The sequence below is a fragment of the Shewanella sp. HL-SH2 genome (genome assembly GCF_051164935.1).
Lineage (GTDB): Bacteria > Pseudomonadota > Gammaproteobacteria > Enterobacterales > Shewanellaceae > Shewanella > Shewanella glacialimarina.
Map to the genome: position 1 here is coordinate 308,860 of NZ_CP195035.1, position 17,310 is coordinate 326,169.

Consider the following 17,310-nt stretch of genomic DNA (forward strand, 5'->3'; position numbering starts at 1 on the left):
ACCGTGCCAGAACCTGCCAAATTAGTCTTAAAGTGGTGGCAACGCCTCTTACCTCGTAACGCCTTTAGTCAAACCGTGGTATTGATTGGTAGCTTGCTGCTGATCAATCAACTGGTGTCTTACTGGTCAGTTGCTGTGTACTTTATTAAACCCAGTTATGAGCAAATTAACCAGCTTATTGCTAGGCAAATCAATATTCTATTTGTTGATGGTGTTGACGTTGGTCGTGAACATCTCTCCATGGTTGACGCACTTAATGCTAAAGTTCGTCACGATGGCATGACAGTTTACAATCTAAAGCAAGCCCGTGAAGCAGGTTTAGACAATGCCGCTTACTATGGTTTTTTATCTGAGCAAATGTCAGGCTATTTAGGCGGTGAAGCAGAAGTGCGCTTTTCTCAAGGCGAGACGTTAAATGTTTGGATCCGCCCACCGCAAGCGCCTAAATTGTGGATAAAAGTGCCGCTGACTAGCATTAACGAATCTGACTTATCGCCACTGACATTATATTTGCTGGTTATCGGAGCACTCAGTGTCGCTGGCGGTTGGCTGTTTGCTCGCAAACAAAATAAACCCTTAAAACGATTACAAAAGGCCGCTTTTGCGGTATCAAAAGGCCAATTCCCCGACCCTTTACCCTTAAGTGGTTCAACGGAAATCGTTGAAGTGACCCATGCGTTTAATCAAATGGCGCACAGCATGAAACAACTAGAACAAGACCGCGCCCTACTGATGGCCGGAATATCTCACGATTTGCGTACTCCTTTAACCAGGATTCGCCTTGCATCAGAAATGATGGTAGAAGATGACCAATATTTAAAAGACGGCATTGTCGGTGATATAGAAGACATGGACGCCATCATCACCCAATTTATTGCTTATATCCGCAATGATGAAGATGTTGAACGTGAATTGTTTCAAGTTAATCAGTTAATTCAAGAGATAAGTCAGCAAGAAAGTCATCGTTCCGGTGTACTAGAAACAAACTTAAGCGAATGTCCGGAAATTCTTATTCACCCCGTAGCGATTAAGCGGGTACTGAGTAACCTGGTAGAAAATGCCTTTAGATACGGTAATGGCTGGGTAAAAATATCATCCTTCCAACAAGGTGCATTTATCGGTTTTTCGGTAGAGGATGATGGCCCTGGTATTGATGAAGCGACAGCAGAAACACTTTTCCAGCCTTTCACCCAAGGTGACAGTGCGCGTGGTAGCGTGGGGTCAGGGCTGGGTTTGGCCATTATTAAGCGTATTATCGACCGCCATAACGGTAAAGTGAGTTTGGCAAATCGAGCTGATGGTGGATTAATTGCCCGGGTTTTATTACCCAAAACATGATCAAAAGCTAACACTTACTTACCGCTTAATCCCTCTTTTTTATAATGATATTTACCCTCAAGATGTTATCATTTGGTAACACATTGCGTTTACATTGAAAAAGGTTATCCAAAATATGAAATTGATAGTGTCAGTACTCAGTAGTTTACTATTGGCCAATATCAGTACCTCTGTTATGGCTGAAGAAAAGGCCTTGCCATTAGCCGCGTCGGTTATTGTCGGTCTTGAATCATATCCAGACTCAGAATATAGCTCAATGTCGCGCGGTGGTGGGTTTTCAATCATTTGGGATGATCGCCGTTACAATAATGGGTTCAAGCTAGATGAAAACTATATTCGCGCACGGGCAACCTATTACTACGAAAAAGACTCTGAAAAGTACGATGACGACCGCTATCGTAACTCTATGGATGCTAAGCTCCATTATTATCGTCCTTTTACCAGTTTTGGTGATCAGCAGCAATATATCGTCAGTGCCCACGCCCGAGTTGAAGGCCATTACAATAGCCAGCAACTAGAAGAGTTTGAAATATTAGCCATTGCTGGTTTAGGCTTAAATCGTCGTTTTACTGACGTTAATCATTACGATCTTGGCTTTGTACTCGGTGCGGGTTATAGCGAAGAAGAAAAAGATGATGATTGGCCTCGCCAAGAACTTGGCCACGGTGTTGATGTACTTGGCCGCTCTGGTCTAGGTTACTTTGTTGAATGGAACAATGCGTATACCTTTGCCAACAGTGGCGTACAAATAACTGCGTCCTACAGCCATTTCTCTGGTGAGTGGGCGTATGATGACAATCAATTTTATAAAGTAGATCACTTAAAATTTGGCGTTATTGTGCCGTTAGGCAACCAGAACAATTTACTGCATTTCGCAACCGAATATGTCAGCCGTGATTATGAGTTAGATTTAATAGGTTTTGATGATGTGTTGTACCGTGTTGGCGCGGAATATATTCACTACTTCTAAGCCTGCATGGTACTGTTTGTAACCATAAAAAAAGCACGCCAATCAAAGCAATGATGGCATGCTTTTTTAGTTCATCATCACGTCAAAGTGATGAAAGGGAAACTTATAGGGCAGCTAATACTGCTTCAGCAGTACTGACTTCAAATGACTTAGCCGCTTCAACGTTTAATACGCTAACCACGCCTTTATCAATTACCATGGCATAACGTTGTGAACGAACACCACCAAAACCTGCGGTATCCATTTCTAAACCTAACGCTTTAGTAAAGCTAGCATCACCGTCTGCAAGCATCATTAATTCTGATGCATTTTGCGCTTCGCCCCAAGCTTTCATCACGAATGCATCGTTAACTGATACACACGCAATTAAATCAACACCTTTGGCTTTAAGCTGATCCGCTAATACCACAAAACCCGGTAAATGTGCTTCTGAACACGTTGGCGTAAATGCACCTGGTACGGCAAATAAAACCACTTTTTTATCGGCGAATAGTTCAGTAACGTTATGGTTTACCATGCCGTCTTTAGTTAATTGACCTAATGTACCCGCTGGTAAAGTTTGTCCTTGAGTGATCATGTTTGTTCCTTAACGATAAGTGAAGTTGCAGCGGCATCATAGAAAGCCACTGTATAAAAATAAGGTTCGATGATTGTGACTGAACATTATGACAGTTTATTGCAATAGCTCATTGCAAACGCGCATTTTGATCAGCCATGCAGTCTAACAAATAACTTCATTGTACGTCTGTAGAGATAAATTAGTCCAAACTAATTTATTCGGCTACTACGTTATCCGCGCTGTCTATTGTGTTGCGTTTGGCCATGACATACTGACGACTAAGCCTTTAGGTTGGTTGGCTGCCAAATTAAGTTCACCGCCATGTAGACTAATAATGTGCTGGCAAATCGATAATCCCAAACCAGCACCTTGGGAGTCATTTTCATCCACCCGATAAAATCGCTCTTTTGCTCGTGCGATTTGCGTCTCACTCATTCCCTTACCTGAATCAGCAAACTTTAAGATAATCTTGTTATCTTGCTCAATGGCTTGAATACTGATAATCGACTCTTTAGGACTATACTTACAGGCATTTTCTATCAAATTTTTACACACTAACTCCATATAAAACTCATCAACCGTGGCAATAATAGAAGGACAAATATCAATCTGCCATTCGTAGTCGGCGATAATAGTAATAAGCTGGTTTATCGATGCCTCAATGATGTCACTCACTCTACACTGTTGTAAATTAAGCGCCTCAATAGCATCGACTCTGGACAACAACAATAACTGTTCAACCATATGGCTCATGCGGTCAACACCTTGCTCAATCGCACTTAAGTGAAGTTGCGCCTGTTGTGGTTCAGTGACTAATTGTTCAACAGTGTCACCATATAAATCCCTTAAACCATTGTGGTGCAGCTTCACAATAGCTAATGGGGTTTTGAGCTCGTGGGCGGCATCAGCACTAAAACGCCTTTCCCGCTGCATTGCCTGTGATATACGGTGGATATAATCGTTTAAAGCCCGCTGCACCGGAATTAATTCAGTAGGCAGAGCAATATTGATGGGCGATAAATCCTGTGGCGCGCGCGTCAGTAAATTAGCTTCGAGGGTTTTGACTGGTTTAAATAAGTAATAAGTAATCAATAGAAACACCAACAACACGACTGGCATCACAAGGAACGGCACGGTCCAGGTATTCGACATCATCTTAGCTAACAACTCTTCGCGAACATCCTCACTTTGTGCAGTAACAATCCATATCCTATGTGTTTTGGAAAAATAGCTAAACACGTGCCACAAGGCATTATCAATGTTGCGTAACTCATACCCCTGAGCCAAACGACTTAGTGATTTCTCACCGGAGCTATCTGAATAAACTAATAACTCCCCTGACTCGCTCAACAGTTGAAAAGACATTTTGTTTTCATACATCAAGTTGGCTGTGGTCGACTGCTCTGCAAAGGTTTCAATATCGGTTTGTTGCACATGCAGTTTTATAGGCTGTTGAATAAGTTGTTTAATTTTTACGTCGGTAAACTCACTCACATAAAACAATTCCAGCACTTTGGCTGTTTGCAGCATTTGCGCATCAAATAACTCTTCTATTTGTCTACTAGCATCATCTCGGCTGAGTAAATTAGTGATAGCCACGGTAATGATAATAGCCGTTACCATAGCAACGCCCATTAGCATGCGCAGCGAGTACAGCGAGCTTAAACCCCGATTCGATTTTACCGACATTAAACAACCTCAACTAAGGTATAACCAATACCGCGCACTGTTTTGATGAGTTCGTTAGCCATTTTCTTACGTAAATGATGAATATGCACTTCGATAGAGTTACTGCCAACCTCATCCCAGCCATAGGTTAATTGTTCAAGTTGAGAGCGCGTTAACACTCGCCCTGCGGACTGAGCAAACTCAAGTAATAATTGATATTCTCGTCGCGAAAGATGAACGAGTTCACCACGAAAATGCACTTCACATTTAGAAAAGTCGATACTTAATGCACCATACTCAAATTGATTATGGTCTAGGCCATGCTGTCGCCTCACAATAGCGCGCAACCTTGCCGCTAACTCTCTCACGTCAAAAGGTTTACTTAGGTAATCATCGGCCCCCATATCTAAACAGGCCAGGCGCATATCAAAATCGGTATTAGCGGTCAGCACAATAGTAGGAATAGACACCCCGTTTTTGCGCCAACGCTTAAGTAAATCAGCGCCATCACCGTCTGGTAAGCCTAAATCAAGAATAATCACGCTAAAGTCTTCATAATCCACTGCCGTTAAGGCTTGTTGATATGTTGAGAGATGATCCACTTGCATACCAAGCTTAGATAAACTTAAGCACACTCCCTGCGCTAATAATGCATTGTCTTCAACCAGTAGCACCCGCATGACCTTGTCCTTTTTGATTCACTCAATTATCTAAATACTGTAAATTTCACTGACTGTTGTTCTAAAAATAACTCAGCATTCGCGCCCTGTAACATCGCCATGGTGGCTAACATTCCGGCGGTGACACAATTAGGCCCTAGTACAGTGACAGAGCGGGGCGCATTAACGACTGGATAGCCCGTTGTTGGGCTAATAATATGCCCATAACGTTTGCCATTCACTTCAATAAAACGGCGCGTGTCACCACTGGTGGCAAGCGCTCCCTGGTTAATACTAAGCACCGCTGCGGCATTATCTAAGGCGTTAGGGTTTTCGATACCAACTTGCCAAGGGGAGTGTGATTTCTCAACTAAACAATGAATATCGCCGCCAAAATTTACTAATACCGAAATATCTGGCCACTGAGCCGCTAATAAATGAGCCACTTTATCAACCGCATATTCTTTACCAATACCGCCAAAATCAAGGTTCATTGCCGCTGGCATCTGAATATTAGCTTGATCAAAATAGACCTTAGCAAAATTAACATTTGCTTTAGCCTGAGTAATGGTCGCGTCATCCGGTATCGAAGACTGCCCATCAAAGCGCCATAAGCGCATTAATGGCCCTGCACTGATGTCAAAATCACCATCACTTAATTGGTAGCATTGCTGGGCAAACGTTAGCAATTGTAGGGTTTCTGTATCGATAGGGGTAGCTGAACCTTGGGCATTATTTATCTGCCATAGGGGGTTATGACTTAAAAAACGGCTATATTTTTGCTCTATGCGAATGGCTTCCTTGTGGGCAATATCCAACATAGCTTGGGCTATATCGGCGTTATCTGTTGCCATTAATAGCTCACAAGGGCTTGCCATAGCGCGAAAACACCCTAAAAAGCCCCAACTGCGACTCTGTAAAGTCGCTGAAGGGGTTTGATTGGCATCATAAGTCTGATTAGCACTCAAATTGGCACCGCTCATTAGCGCATTGTCCACAAACACATTATGTGTTCATCTTAAAACGAATAACTCACTTGTGCCACAATCGCTTTCACCGCAGGGAATTGTTCAAATTGATTCAACTGCCCAATTAACTCAGTGCCATTATTTTCTGGGTTTTGTTGGTAGTACTCTAAACGGTAGCTTAATTCATGTCCGCCAGATAACCGTTGGCCAAACTTTAATCCCACCGTATACGCGGTCATATCACCAATACGATAATCTGCGCTGGCAAATTCAGGTAATGGCTCATCCGCCAACAAAAATGGCTGATAAAAGTTTGCTGCTTGTTGTTGGTAGTAACGTAGGTGTATCTGAGCATAAATACTCGGGCTCAAATAATAACGATAATGGGTTTCCAAGGTATGTGATGAAATATCCCAATCATCGGTACTGTAGCGATAAGAAAAATCAACTACACCAGAATCTAACGCGCCTTTGGTCATTAAAAACACACTGTGTTTTAAGCGATCTTCAGGGCGATTCTCATATAGGTACGCCTGTGTGGTACCGCTGTTATCCACTTGAGATAACACCTTGTATGGGTCGCTCATGTAACCCGACACATTCGAAATACCATAGTTAGCTTGCATTAACCAAAAGCGATTAATGTTTTGGGTTACCCCAAGCATTAGGTCAATCGTTTGCTTGTCATCGGTACCCGATTGACGCGTGTCATCAAATGCCGCTTGAAACGCGGCTTCAGTATCATATTTAGATCTCAGTGCCATTTCAGATAACGCCACAGGTCTGCCACCTACAGCATCAATAGTATCTTGGGTAAACGCCCCTGATAACGCCACTATTGTGTTGTTTTTATTAAAGCTACGCTCAAGACCCGCATTTAAACCTAACGATAAATAGTCAAATTCGGTTGAGCCATTTAAGCCCACGTTTAAGGTCCAATCTGGATTAAGTACTTCCATCCAGTTCGCGCTTAATTGCACGCGCGTATCGTGGAAAGTGTCATCAAGCGGCGTTTCACCAGGGGTAACGGTATATTCACCATTACCAGAAGGGCGAGTAAAGGTTTGGCTACTGTCCTGCGCCACCGCACCTGACGCCGATGCACCCGTTAAACTGTCTACTACCAGCTTCATGTCCAATAATGAGCTATCGCCAAACGATTTCTGCACATTGCCGATCACTTCAGCGGCTTGCACTCTATCTTGCTCGCCGTAATACATAATGGCGGCATCTACTTTCCAATCGTCTGATTTTACGGTGTCATTAAGGTCTGTCGCTTGAGCACTAGGGTTAATTAAGCTGCAACTCGCCATGGCTATGGCGCCAGCTATATTGCGTTTTTGAGTTAATTGCATCCGCAACCTCCGCCCGCTAATGAGCGACCACCACTGGTGCCTTCTTTACTAAAATAAATATGATCATCTAAGGCCATATCAAGCTTTTCACTGTCTAGAGCCATATCAGCTCTTGCAAGTTGATCTTTTTCCCAGGGCTCAACACCTAAGGTTGAGCAAGCCGATAAACCGGTTAAAATAACAATAGCGAGTCCAGCTTTAATATTGAATCGAATCAAATTGTTTTTCATAAACTACTCCACCAACAACTGTTGAATTTCTTGCTCATACAGGGCTTTTTTATCATCATAAAAACCCACATGCTTTTGCACTAATTCGCCCTGGCGATTGAACAAAAAGCTGCTCGGCATGCCTTGTAAATCAAATGATCTCGCCACATCGCCTTCGGGGTTATAACGCACAGGAAAACTCGCGGGTAACTTTGTTAAAAACTGCGCAGCAAGCTCAGGTTCAACGTCCAAATTAATCGCCACTACAGCTAAACCTTTGGCGGCATATTTGGCGTGCATCTCGTTCATCCAAGGGAAAGATTTGCGGCAAGGTCCACACCAGGACGACCAAAAGTCGACATACACCACTTTGCCCGCAAACTCTGACAGGTTAACGGTTTCACCCTTAACATTTTGCACAGCATAATTTAATGCGGGCGCAGCAATGCTTGAATGTGCAAACGCCATCACCCACAAAGCGCTAAAGCATAAGCACAATGCATTGATGGTTTTTCGAAAAGACAGTAACGAAATGTGATTATGGATAGCTGGCATGATTAATCCTTATAAACCCTATACTGGCAATCTATCGGGCCAATCTTAAGGCTTTCTTAAGGAAAATTGATAAATGTTTATTTTGTAAAATCAGTCAGTAGCATAAAGTGATATGCCAGCATCATTATGCTTAATTCGGGCGAATTAAGCAGATAAATATCATTCAGTTTGCAAGGTTAGCAACAGGCATAAGCAATGATATAATGCCGTCATTAGCGACATTTTATAAAAGGTTCACATCATGGCACGCACTGCTAGCGCATTACACATTTTGGTCAAACACAAAGAGTTGGCCGATGACATTATGGCTAAACTTAAAAAAGGCGCTAAATTTGATGTGCTTGCAAAGCAACACTCTAGCTGTCCATCGGGTAAAAAAGGCGGCAGTTTAGGTGAATTTAAACAAGGCCAAATGGTACCGCCGTTTGATAAGGTCTGTTTTAGTGGCGAGCTCATCACGCCGCATTTAGTTAAAACAAAGTTTGGTTGGCATGTGGTAAAAGTGCTTTACCGGACCTAAGAGTGAACATAAGAGTTCGCGTATGAGTAAGCGACCATGATTTACTGATTGCTGCGCTAAAACAGATCAGGGCTAACTAAGTGTTGCGTTAAAGCTTGTCGGCCATGTTAAACAAATCAACCTAGTAGTGCTTCGCCCACAGCAGATTCAGACCGCAGGTTCCCTTTCGTATTTACAAACTCCGTTTGGATTAACAAATGTCACGCTGGCAGGGATGTATAGGATATACGCATGTCGCGATCACATGGATGTGAAATAGCCACCTTATGTGCAAGCACTTCTGTGACGCGCTGCAAGTACGTCCCTGTAAGCTCAACGATGGCATCCCTGCCATCGACGGTCACAGCCGTGCTTACACCTAATATTCCATTTCTTCGATTTAACTTCATTGGGAATTTAGTGGGGTCAGGGTAAACATTCCTATTCACTAGACGCATTATTTTAGTAGGGCTGGTAAACCTTTTCAAAAAAACCTCCTAAGCCACTTTCATATAAAAATGTTTTAAGCCCAATGGTGCCTCGAAAACCTATCCCCAAAACGCTAACTAACCGTCGTTTTAATTCTAAACGGCTGATAAAAATACAGATATCGTATTGCCACATAGGCCACTACCACGGTTGCGATGACTAGTTCTAACTGCGCTAATCGGCGTACTTGATCAATATAATCCACTGCTATATTGGTCGTTTCCATCCAGGTGACCATTTTGAATAATGCGGTAGAGCCTATCACCATAGGGAAAGTAAACGCTGCGTAGCCGGGGCTAAATGGCAGGGTAAGTAATTTAATAAATGCCAGGTAGATAACGCTGGTCATCAACACTGCAATGCCAAATAGTAAGGCGATAATGATAGGTGATGGCGTAGCCGATACGGTTAAATATCCTGCTAATGACAAACTGGCGGGGGCGGCTAACACGGCCAAAGTTGGTTTGGCCGCATCGGGCACTTCATGGCTAAACATCAAACGATAAATCATCAGCGGTAACATCACAGCATACGTCGCCATGCCAAAGATTAAGGCGATATGGGCAATTAAGGCTAATTGTGGCGTACCCGAAAATGACACGTCAGCAACGATAATCCCTACGGGCGGTATAAACCAACTGGGCACCATGTGATGGAGTTCGAATGCTTTCGCTCTGTGATATAAAAAGCTTATTAAAAATACGATATGTAAGCCAACGGCAAATAACCATAACGCATCGCCTGCGAGTAAATAGAACTGCCCTACCGAGTTAGACACCACCATAGTCGCCATGGCAAATGTGGGGACCACACTACCAATCACGGGATGGGCTAAATCCTCTTTTAAGGTATCGGACAAGACGACAAACTTCATCGCTAACAGCAGAAGTAACACGCTGGCAATCGCCGCGCCTATCAGTTGACCATAACCATTTAAATTGGCGAAGTTTTCCCAACACCAGCCTAAACTGGCAATCCCCAAAGCTAAGCCGGCCATAGGCGTTGGCGCTGCAATTAATTTACCTTTAGCCATATTTATCATGCTGACCTCTTACTGTTTCAATTAACGCACGAATGTGTTTCTTAATGAGATGTTACCCTTGCTAATTGTTTATATATATCCAATTATTAATGACGTGCGTTAAGAAATACTGAACGATATACTTGAGTATAAAAACGAATTAACACTAGGTTCATCAATGTCGGCGTTGATGATAACGATAAACGCGAGGATGGTATCACTATGGCCATGCACATATCTTTGAAGCAGCTCAATGTATTTCATGCTATTACGCAACACAAAACTTTAACGGCTGCAGCAGAACAACTTTGCTTGTCTAAAGCCGCTATTAGCATGGCGTTGGCAGAACTTGAAAAACAACTGTCTCATCCATTATTTGATCGGGTAAACAATCGGCTTATTCTTAATCAAGAAGGGCAGCAGCTTTTACCCTTGGCAGATGAATTACTTATTCGCGCCCTGCAGATCACGCATCTTTTTAGCGATAATCCAGCCTTGTACGGCAAGCTCAGGCTGGGCAGTAGCGATACCATAGGCAATCATATTAGCCCGTATTTACTTAGCCAATTTCGGCAACAACATCAGCATTTATCGCAAAGTTTATTTATTTCAAACTCTGCCACTATTTGTCAAAAGTTAGTTGATTTTGAGCTGGATATTGCCCTTATCGAAAGTCAAACCCATCATCCAGATTTGATTTCAATCCCTTTCAGTCACGATGAAATGTGCATTATTAGCGCAATCGATCATCCGCTAACTAAGCAAAAAACGCTGACAATAACGGACTTAGAACATAGCGATTGGGTGTTAAGGGAGCCGGGCTCAGGCTCACGCGAAGTTTTTATTAATACTCTGGCACCGAAACTTAGCCATTGGCAGCTCGCCTTCGAGATCAACACTACTGAGGCATTGATTAGCAGTGTTTCAGCAGGGCTGGGATTAGGCTGTTTATCCACGTTGGCGGCACAATATGCCATAAAAAGTGGTCGAGTTAGCCAACTGATTCCGCCTATTAGCATGCCACGCCGCTTTTGGTTTTTAATCCATAAAGACAAATATCAAAACCCACTGCTTAAAAGCTTTATGGCTTTTTGTCAGCAATGGCAAGCTACAGGACCAAACTAAACCCCATAAAAAAACCGCTCAATGAGCGGTTTTTATTGCAGAGTAAGTTAATCAGTATTTACTTACTATCATGACCATGGTGACGGTCATTGTGTGCTGGCTTGGCGACATCTTGCATATAGATAGCACGATTAGCTTCAATCACTTTATCTGACGGTAGTGGCACAATCTCGAATGCCGAGTCAAATTCTGTCATCACTTTAGCTAAGGTTTCTAAGAAAGACGCATCACCTTTAATGTTAGCCGCTTTACTTGCAAGCAAGTCTTTAACCGTTGTTTGCTTAAGGTTCAGCTTAACGATGTCAGATTGATTGATAGTCAAAGTCGCTGTTGCTGTGTCTTTTACTTTATCAATTTTAGCGTTGCTTAAGTTACCGTTCGAAAGCTCAACCACGTAGATTTCTTTGGTATCTGGAAGGACTAAGTTAACTTCAAAGGCATATTCTTGCGCTTTAATTGAATCCACTTTAATCGCTAAGTAATCCAGTAACGACCCGACTGGCATTTCAGCAATAATATCTGCTGATGCTGATTTAAGCGCACCTGCTTGACGACCAATACGCAGCTCCTGTGCCCCTGAAAGGTACACGTTTCTCCAACCTGCGCCTTCCGATTGATAACCTAACTGTTCATAAGTATCAGCCAGTAGCGAACGCGCATCGTTGTTACTTGGGTTACTGACAACCACTTTGTTTAATGCTGTTGCCACAAAGTTATATTCACCCTTGGCAAAATCGGCTTTAGCATGCTTCAGCACGGCTTTTTCACCTCCCATGTATTCAACAAACTTAGCCGCTTCCGCTTTTGTTGGTAATGGATTTAGATTAGCAGGGTTCATGTCAAAGTAACCCAGGTACATGTTATATACGGCGCGTGCATTGTGCGAGTAAGTCCCGTGGTAACCATTGGTGTGCCATGCATCTTTAATTGATTGCGGTAATACTTTTTGGATTTCCCAACCAATATCTTGCAATACCACGCCATTATTAGCCAAACGTAAAGACTGGTTATGAACAAAACCATAGTTATCACGCTGAAGTTTTAAGAAATCATTAATATCATTGTTGCTCCACACTGGTGAGCTGTGCGCCGAGAATAAAAACTCTGCTTCACCGCCCCATTCTTGGATCATGTTATTGATTTCTTTCGACCACTTAAGCGCATCACGTACTTTAGCGCCGCGTAAGGTATACACATTGTGCATGCCTTTGTAGGTCACTTCCGCTGCCCAAATCGTCTTCATGCTGGGGATATAAGCAACGGCTTCTGATACGGCTTCAGTGCCTGATGCATCCATAAACCCCACTTCTAAGCCGTCAATCACTACCGTTTCGAATTTACCCTTTAAGTTTGTTTCGTGGTGTGGCAGCACATAGGTGATCTCGCCTTTAGCAATACCGTTTGATAAGGCGGCATCAACAATAGTGGTTTCTGATGGCACCATAGTCGCACCGTATTGATAAGACGTGCGGCGAGACATGGCATTACCCGCTAGTACGTTTTCATCAACCATCTCTTTGGTGATATTGGCTGAACCGTACACTTTTACGTTAGGAAACATATCTTGTATTCCACGAGAACCCCCAAAGTGATCCGCATGTGAGTGCGAATAAACCATAGCGACAACAGGATCATTATTACCAAAAGGCAAGTTTTTAAGGGCGAAGGCTAACGAGGCTTTGGCTGATTCGCGTGTGGTTAGCGGGTCAAATACAATCCAACCATTATCGGTACGCACTAAGCTCATGTTGGCTAAGTCAGTACCACGAATTTGGAAAATGTTATCGTTCACCTGATACAAGCCATAGGCTTCATTATTCATCTGCGCCTGACGATAAAGCGATGGATTAATGGTATCTGGTGTTTTATCACCGATAAATTCATAGGCATCGGCTAATAGTGCCGCGGTTGCTGCATCAAGCGGGGCAATCAAGTTGGCACGGCCTTCTTGAAACGATTTAGTATCGTCAAACTTTAACCCCTTAGCAAACTCAGTATTGTATGCTTTGGTCGCCTGAGTTGCGGGCTTACCTTGATACATAAATGAGGTTGTTAATGCATGTTCATCCTGGCCAGCAGCGTGGTCATGTGCCACAGCTGAATAGCTAAAAGACAAGCTTGAAATAACGATTGAAGCAATAACTGACTTGTTCATAATTAATCATCCATATTGAGGTTGCGACTTGATGCCAAGCGAATAATCAAAGCGCTCGCTGACTTAATTACGTTCATCATAAACTGTTAACAATTTAGATAAACAAAGGTAACTATGGTTGATTATTAAGTTATACTTATGAATTAACGCCCGCAGCCATGGTGAAAACTTATGTCAAACAAGATTGATTTGAATCTCTATAGAGTGTTTTCGCAGGTATACCATCACCAATCGATCACCCTAGCGGCTGAACAGCTTGGCGTGACTCAAGCGGCGGTCAGTGGCTCGATTAAACGGTTATCAAAGTTATGCGGCCAAGACTTATTTATTCGTAATGGGCGCGGTATTATCGCCACCCTATACGCACATCAACTGATGGAGCAACTACTGCCTTCACTTGAAGTGTTAGAAGGGTTAGTTGAAGATACTAAGGTATTTGATAGCAAAAGTTCTCGTCAGCAATTCACTGTTTTAGCCTTCGAATCCATCACAGATCAATTGCTACCGCATACTTTGCATTTGCAAAAGCTAGGCAATCCGTTAATCACCTTTAAAGATCAAAATACCAATGAAACACAAATCAATGAGGCACTATTTTCCCAACAAGCCGATCTCGCCATTGATATTACTGATAGCCGCGATAACACCTTAATTTACCAACCCCTAGCCACGGATGAAATTGTATTAATTTGCCGCCATAATCATCCACGCATTAATGGCAGTGTCAGTGCTGAGCAATTTTTTTCTGAGCAACACATTAAGCTCAATCTCACCCGCGCAAATACCTCGATTGTTGATTTTTATGCGGAGAATAATCTGTCTACCCGAAAAGTGGTGGCTGAGTGCAACTCGTTACTCTCGTTAATTTCTTTGGTCGCTCAAAGTGATTGTATTGGCGCCTGTAGCAAATCATTAGCCCATAAATACCAGCAGGCTTTTAATATTCAAATTATTGACATGCCGGTTAACATTAAGCCGGTACAATTATCGTTAATTTGGCATAGACGACAGCGTAATAATCCTGCGCATAAATGGTTGCGCGACACCATCACTGAAATATACCGGCATCATATTGGTCTAACGCAATGATGTTTAATCAATGGGCGACAAACAGCTCACCTCACTGTTGAATAACAACAAAAAAGCCTCGCATTGCGAGGCTAATTTATTTCACCTTAACTCGAGTTAAAAGTGACGGTGAAGTTATTTAGTCAGACTACTTTTTGGTTTCAGGATAAAGGGTGTTCCACCACTCTGGTTCACCTTTAAGCTGTAAGTCAAACCATGCCATTGTAGTGTCCCACCAATCAAAACGTATATTACGCGCATTAATGTGGTGGTCTTGACCGGCAAACTCGACTAATTCTACGTCTTTGTTTAATAACTTAAGCGCGGTATACATGTAATGACTTTCGCCAACAGGGACGTTGGTATCGGCATCACCATGGATCAGTAATAGCGGCGTGGTAATTTTATCAGCATTATACAGCGGGCTTTGGTCTACGTATAACTCACGGTTATTCCATGGGAAACTACCTCGACTCGCCACACCAGAGTAACCATAACCCCACCAGCCATGTCCCCAGTATGAAGATAGGTTACTGATCCCAGCGTGAGACATAGACGCGGCAAAAATATCCGTTTGGGTAGCTAAATACATGGTCATAAAGCCACCATAGGACGCACCCATATTACCCACTTTTTTAGGGTCAACGGCTGTATAAGCCTGCAAGAACGCTTGAGTTCCCTCAATTATATCGTCCGCACTGTGTTTACCCCAGGCATTAACATGACGGCCACTGAATGCTTGCCCATAACCCGTTGTGCCATTAGGCTGTAATACGTACACCAAATAGCCTTGTGCCGCCCATAAATTAAATGGCCAACGTCCAGTAAAGTGGCGACCAACAGGTGATGTGCCGCCGTAGTAATAAACCAATGCCGGATACTTTTTATTGGCATCATAATCAACAGGTAAGTACACTCGCCCATCAATCAATTGACCTTGTTTATTGGTAAAGTCAAAATCTTCAATTTGGCCTAAACGTGTGGTGGCATAACTGGTGACTTTGCTATCAAACAGCATCACTTTGCGGTTTGATTTGATATTCATCACGTATGCTTGTTGCGGCACAGTTGCCGATGTTCCGGCATAAACAATGGTAGGCAAAGCTTGATCGGTAGCAATACCAAAGCTGTTAACCATTTCAACGCCGGTGTCGATTTTACTGAACTTGTTTTGGCTTTTATCAAAGAAGTATAATGGGGTAAAATCACCCTCTATCACTGATAAAATCAAGTCTCTACCCGCAACTGCTGTCATGCTGCTAATAGCAGGATCAAACTCTTTGCTTAGGGCTGTGATTTGTTCGTTTTTAGTTTCGCGCCAATATAATTGACCGTCATAGTCATTAACTTCCATAGCAGGATCTTGCTTACCTAGGCCATCCATAAAATTAGGACCGGCCAAAATAAACATGCCATTTTCGCCGTACAAAGCACTGCCAAAGGTGCGGTATTCGCCAATTAGAATCTCAGTTAAGGTGGCAATATCCAACTCAACTAATTGCGACAAACCATGGGCGGGTTGAGCATAGTCGACCACAGAACGGGTCAATAACAGCTTACCTAAGCGAATATCGCTATCGAGTAAGTCGCTGCTTTGCTTAGATTCGGTAAGTTGTCTAATTGCGCCTGATGCCACATCTAACTGATAAATCTGACTGTTATTACGCCAATAGCTCCAGCGATCTTCCAGTGCTTGATAGCGCTTTGAGGTGGCTTTTTCGTCGGCTTTAAAGGTTTTTTGCCAGCTAAATAACAAGGTATCGCCATACCACTGTAAACCAGAAACATCTTCAATTTTATCAGCCGCCACTTTTAGTGATAAATCGGCGATATCTAACAACACAATTTGCTGCCCAGTCACATAAGCTAACTGCTTGCTATCGGATGAAAATGCGCCGCTTTGCGGCGAGCTGTCCTGCCAACGGTAAAGCACTTGGTTGCTAGCAACGTCACGTAGCTCGGTAACCGAAATAGCTTTGTCGCCCTCACTAGGGGAATATTCAACCGTTGATTGCAGTAGGTATTTACCATTAGGCGATAGCTGCATACTGCTAATCGTTTTGGCATCAAACAACTGCTGCGCTGACACGCGCTGGGTGTCTTGTTTTACAAAACTCAGTACATCAACCTCACTGTTACCCTGCCAATCTAAACTGAAAGGCACATCAGCTTGCTGACCATCAGCCAACACAATGAGTTGATAATCACCATTGGCTAACACCAGCGGCACTACATCTGCGGATTTTACGAGCTGCCCATTTAAATACACTTGCGGGTTTTCAAGCCCTTTTATCTTTAGTGTACCCTGGGTAAATCGCTGGGTTGATAGTGGGAGTTGATAAGCTAACCAGCCCTCGCCTTCCGCTTTTTCTACCGCTGACTGCCAGGTTAATGGCTGATTGAAAACTAAAATAGGCTTAGTGGCATCGGGTTGGGTTAACTTTGCAACAAGGTTGGCACGTAACGCATCGGCATGAGCACTTTTCGATAACGGCGCCGCACTTTTTTGGTTAACGGGCCCTAGGCGCTGAATATGGTTAAGGTCGATCTCGGCGCCATGCACCATGCCCGCAACTGCTAAGGCTAAACTGGTCAACACCAGTGTAAAAGCTTTCATGAGGAGTCCTTGTTGTCATTATTATATTGATGTTTTCATCTGTTTTATGGTCCGT

Annotated in this window: 15 protein-coding genes; 5 read left to right on the top strand and 10 right to left on the bottom strand. The window is 43.1% G+C overall.

Annotation, left to right across the window (positions count from 1 at the left end; translation table 11 throughout):
- The first annotated feature begins 3 nt into the window (after nucleotides 1–3).
- Both envZ and ACRWP9_RS01205 read left to right on the top strand, forming a co-directional pair.
- Nucleotides 4–1,338, top strand: a complete 1,335-nt coding sequence (envZ, locus tag ACRWP9_RS01200) for a two-component system sensor histidine kinase EnvZ (RefSeq protein WP_434927507.1) — start codon at nucleotides 4–6, stop codon at nucleotides 1,336–1,338.
- A gap of 115 nt (nucleotides 1,339–1,453) precedes the next feature.
- Nucleotides 1,454–2,308, top strand: a complete 855-nt coding sequence (locus ACRWP9_RS01205; protein ID WP_434927508.1) for a hypothetical protein — start codon at nucleotides 1,454–1,456, stop codon at nucleotides 2,306–2,308.
- Nucleotides 2,309–2,411: 103 nt separating this feature from the next.
- On the opposite strand, the gene ACRWP9_RS01210 is transcribed toward ACRWP9_RS01205, so the two are convergent.
- From ACRWP9_RS01210 to ACRWP9_RS01240, 7 genes are all read right to left on the bottom strand, one after another.
- Nucleotides 2,412–2,885: a peroxiredoxin gene (locus tag ACRWP9_RS01210; RefSeq protein WP_226412597.1), complete on the bottom strand. Its 474-nt coding sequence runs from the start codon at nucleotides 2,883–2,885 to the stop codon at nucleotides 2,412–2,414.
- Nucleotides 2,886–3,110: 225 nt separating this feature from the next.
- A complete protein-coding gene (locus ACRWP9_RS01215; RefSeq protein ID WP_434927509.1) occupies nucleotides 3,111–4,556 on the bottom strand; it encodes an ATP-binding protein in 1,446 nt (481 codons plus the stop codon).
- Complete coding sequence (locus ACRWP9_RS01220; RefSeq protein WP_434927510.1) at nucleotides 4,556–5,215, bottom strand: response regulator transcription factor; 660 nt, start codon at nucleotides 5,213–5,215, stop codon at nucleotides 4,556–4,558. Before ACRWP9_RS01220 ends, ACRWP9_RS01215 begins: the two co-directional genes overlap by 1 nt.
- A 26-nt stretch (nucleotides 5,216–5,241) precedes the next feature.
- Nucleotides 5,242–6,072 carry an FAD:protein FMN transferase gene (locus ACRWP9_RS01225; protein WP_434928884.1) on the bottom strand — a complete coding sequence of 277 codons (831 nt, stop codon included), beginning with the start codon at nucleotides 6,070–6,072 and terminating at the stop codon, nucleotides 5,242–5,244.
- 140 nt (nucleotides 6,073–6,212) lie between these two features.
- Nucleotides 6,213–7,517 (bottom strand): DUF3570 domain-containing protein, encoded by a 1,305-nt coding sequence (locus ACRWP9_RS01230; protein ID WP_434927511.1) that lies wholly within the window; start codon nucleotides 7,515–7,517, stop codon nucleotides 6,213–6,215.
- On the bottom strand, nucleotides 7,508–7,747 hold the full coding sequence (locus tag ACRWP9_RS01235; RefSeq protein ID WP_226412590.1) for a DUF4266 domain-containing protein: 240 nt from the start codon (nucleotides 7,745–7,747) through the stop codon (nucleotides 7,508–7,510). The genes ACRWP9_RS01230 and ACRWP9_RS01235 overlap by 10 nt, the downstream gene beginning before the upstream one ends.
- A 3-nt stretch (nucleotides 7,748–7,750) precedes the next feature.
- Nucleotides 7,751–8,194 (bottom strand): TlpA family protein disulfide reductase, encoded by a 444-nt coding sequence (locus ACRWP9_RS01240; protein ID WP_434928885.1) that lies wholly within the window; start codon nucleotides 8,192–8,194, stop codon nucleotides 7,751–7,753.
- Between the two features lie 328 nt (nucleotides 8,195–8,522).
- Between ACRWP9_RS01240 and ppiC the strand changes: the two genes are divergently transcribed.
- Nucleotides 8,523–8,801, top strand: coding sequence for a peptidylprolyl isomerase PpiC (gene ppiC, locus ACRWP9_RS01245; RefSeq protein WP_226412588.1), 279 nt, complete (start codon nucleotides 8,523–8,525; stop codon nucleotides 8,799–8,801).
- A 541-nt stretch (nucleotides 8,802–9,342) separates the two neighbouring features.
- Here ppiC and ACRWP9_RS01250 read toward each other — a convergent pair.
- Entirely contained in the window at nucleotides 9,343–10,311 is a 969-nt protein-coding gene (locus ACRWP9_RS01250) for a TDT family transporter (protein WP_434927512.1), read from the bottom strand.
- 207 nt (nucleotides 10,312–10,518) lie between these two features.
- Between ACRWP9_RS01250 and ACRWP9_RS01255 the strand changes: the two genes are divergently transcribed.
- Complete coding sequence (locus ACRWP9_RS01255) at nucleotides 10,519–11,415, top strand: LysR substrate-binding domain-containing protein (RefSeq protein ID WP_434928887.1); 897 nt, start codon at nucleotides 10,519–10,521, stop codon at nucleotides 11,413–11,415.
- A 58-nt stretch (nucleotides 11,416–11,473) separates the two neighbouring features.
- On the opposite strand, the gene ACRWP9_RS01260 is transcribed toward ACRWP9_RS01255, so the two are convergent.
- Nucleotides 11,474–13,570, bottom strand: coding sequence for an alkyl/aryl-sulfatase (locus tag ACRWP9_RS01260; protein ID WP_434927513.1), 2,097 nt, complete (start codon nucleotides 13,568–13,570; stop codon nucleotides 11,474–11,476).
- A 171-nt stretch (nucleotides 13,571–13,741) separates the two neighbouring features.
- Between ACRWP9_RS01260 and ACRWP9_RS01265 the strand changes: the two genes are divergently transcribed.
- Nucleotides 13,742–14,659, top strand: coding sequence for a LysR family transcriptional regulator (locus tag ACRWP9_RS01265; protein ID WP_434927514.1), 918 nt, complete (start codon nucleotides 13,742–13,744; stop codon nucleotides 14,657–14,659).
- Between the two features lie 127 nt (nucleotides 14,660–14,786).
- Here the strand turns inward: ACRWP9_RS01265 and ACRWP9_RS01270 are convergent, their stop codons facing one another.
- Complete coding sequence (locus ACRWP9_RS01270) at nucleotides 14,787–17,255, bottom strand: alpha/beta hydrolase family protein (protein WP_434927515.1); 2,469 nt, start codon at nucleotides 17,253–17,255, stop codon at nucleotides 14,787–14,789.
- Nucleotides 17,256–17,310: the final 55 nt, after the last annotated feature.

What these genes read in the sequence shown, in the direction of transcription:
- ACRWP9_RS01230 (WP_434927511.1), bottom strand. Translation starts at nt 7,517, where the DNA reads ATGCAATTAACTCAAAAACGCAATATAGCTGGCGCCATAGCCATGGCG.
- ACRWP9_RS01270 (WP_434927515.1), bottom strand. Translation starts at nt 17,255, where the DNA reads ATGAAAGCTTTTACACTGGTGTTGACCAGTTTAGCCTTAGCAGTTGCG.
- ACRWP9_RS01250 (WP_434927512.1), bottom strand. Translation starts at nt 10,311, where the DNA reads ATGATAAATATGGCTAAAGGTAAATTAATTGCAGCGCCAACGCCTATG.
- ACRWP9_RS01255 (WP_434928887.1), top strand. Translation starts at nt 10,519, where the DNA reads ATGCACATATCTTTGAAGCAGCTCAATGTATTTCATGCTATTACGCAA.
- ACRWP9_RS01260 (WP_434927513.1), bottom strand. Translation starts at nt 13,570, where the DNA reads ATGAACAAGTCAGTTATTGCTTCAATCGTTATTTCAAGCTTGTCTTTT.
- ACRWP9_RS01210 (WP_226412597.1), bottom strand. Translation starts at nt 2,885, where the DNA reads ATGATCACTCAAGGACAAACTTTACCAGCGGGTACATTAGGTCAATTA.
- ACRWP9_RS01235 (WP_226412590.1), bottom strand. Translation starts at nt 7,747, where the DNA reads ATGAAAAACAATTTGATTCGATTCAATATTAAAGCTGGACTCGCTATT.
- ACRWP9_RS01215 (WP_434927509.1), bottom strand. Translation starts at nt 4,556, where the DNA reads ATGTCGGTAAAATCGAATCGGGGTTTAAGCTCGCTGTACTCGCTGCGC.
- ACRWP9_RS01265 (WP_434927514.1), top strand. Translation starts at nt 13,742, where the DNA reads ATGTCAAACAAGATTGATTTGAATCTCTATAGAGTGTTTTCGCAGGTA.
- ppiC (WP_226412588.1), top strand. Translation starts at nt 8,523, where the DNA reads ATGGCACGCACTGCTAGCGCATTACACATTTTGGTCAAACACAAAGAG.
- ACRWP9_RS01220 (WP_434927510.1), bottom strand. Translation starts at nt 5,215, where the DNA reads ATGCGGGTGCTACTGGTTGAAGACAATGCATTATTAGCGCAGGGAGTG.
- ACRWP9_RS01240 (WP_434928885.1), bottom strand. Translation starts at nt 8,194, where the DNA reads ATGGCGTTTGCACATTCAAGCATTGCTGCGCCCGCATTAAATTATGCT.
- ACRWP9_RS01225 (WP_434928884.1), bottom strand. Translation starts at nt 6,072, where the DNA reads ATGGCAAGCCCTTGTGAGCTATTAATGGCAACAGATAACGCCGATATA.
- ACRWP9_RS01205 (WP_434927508.1), top strand. Translation starts at nt 1,454, where the DNA reads ATGAAATTGATAGTGTCAGTACTCAGTAGTTTACTATTGGCCAATATC.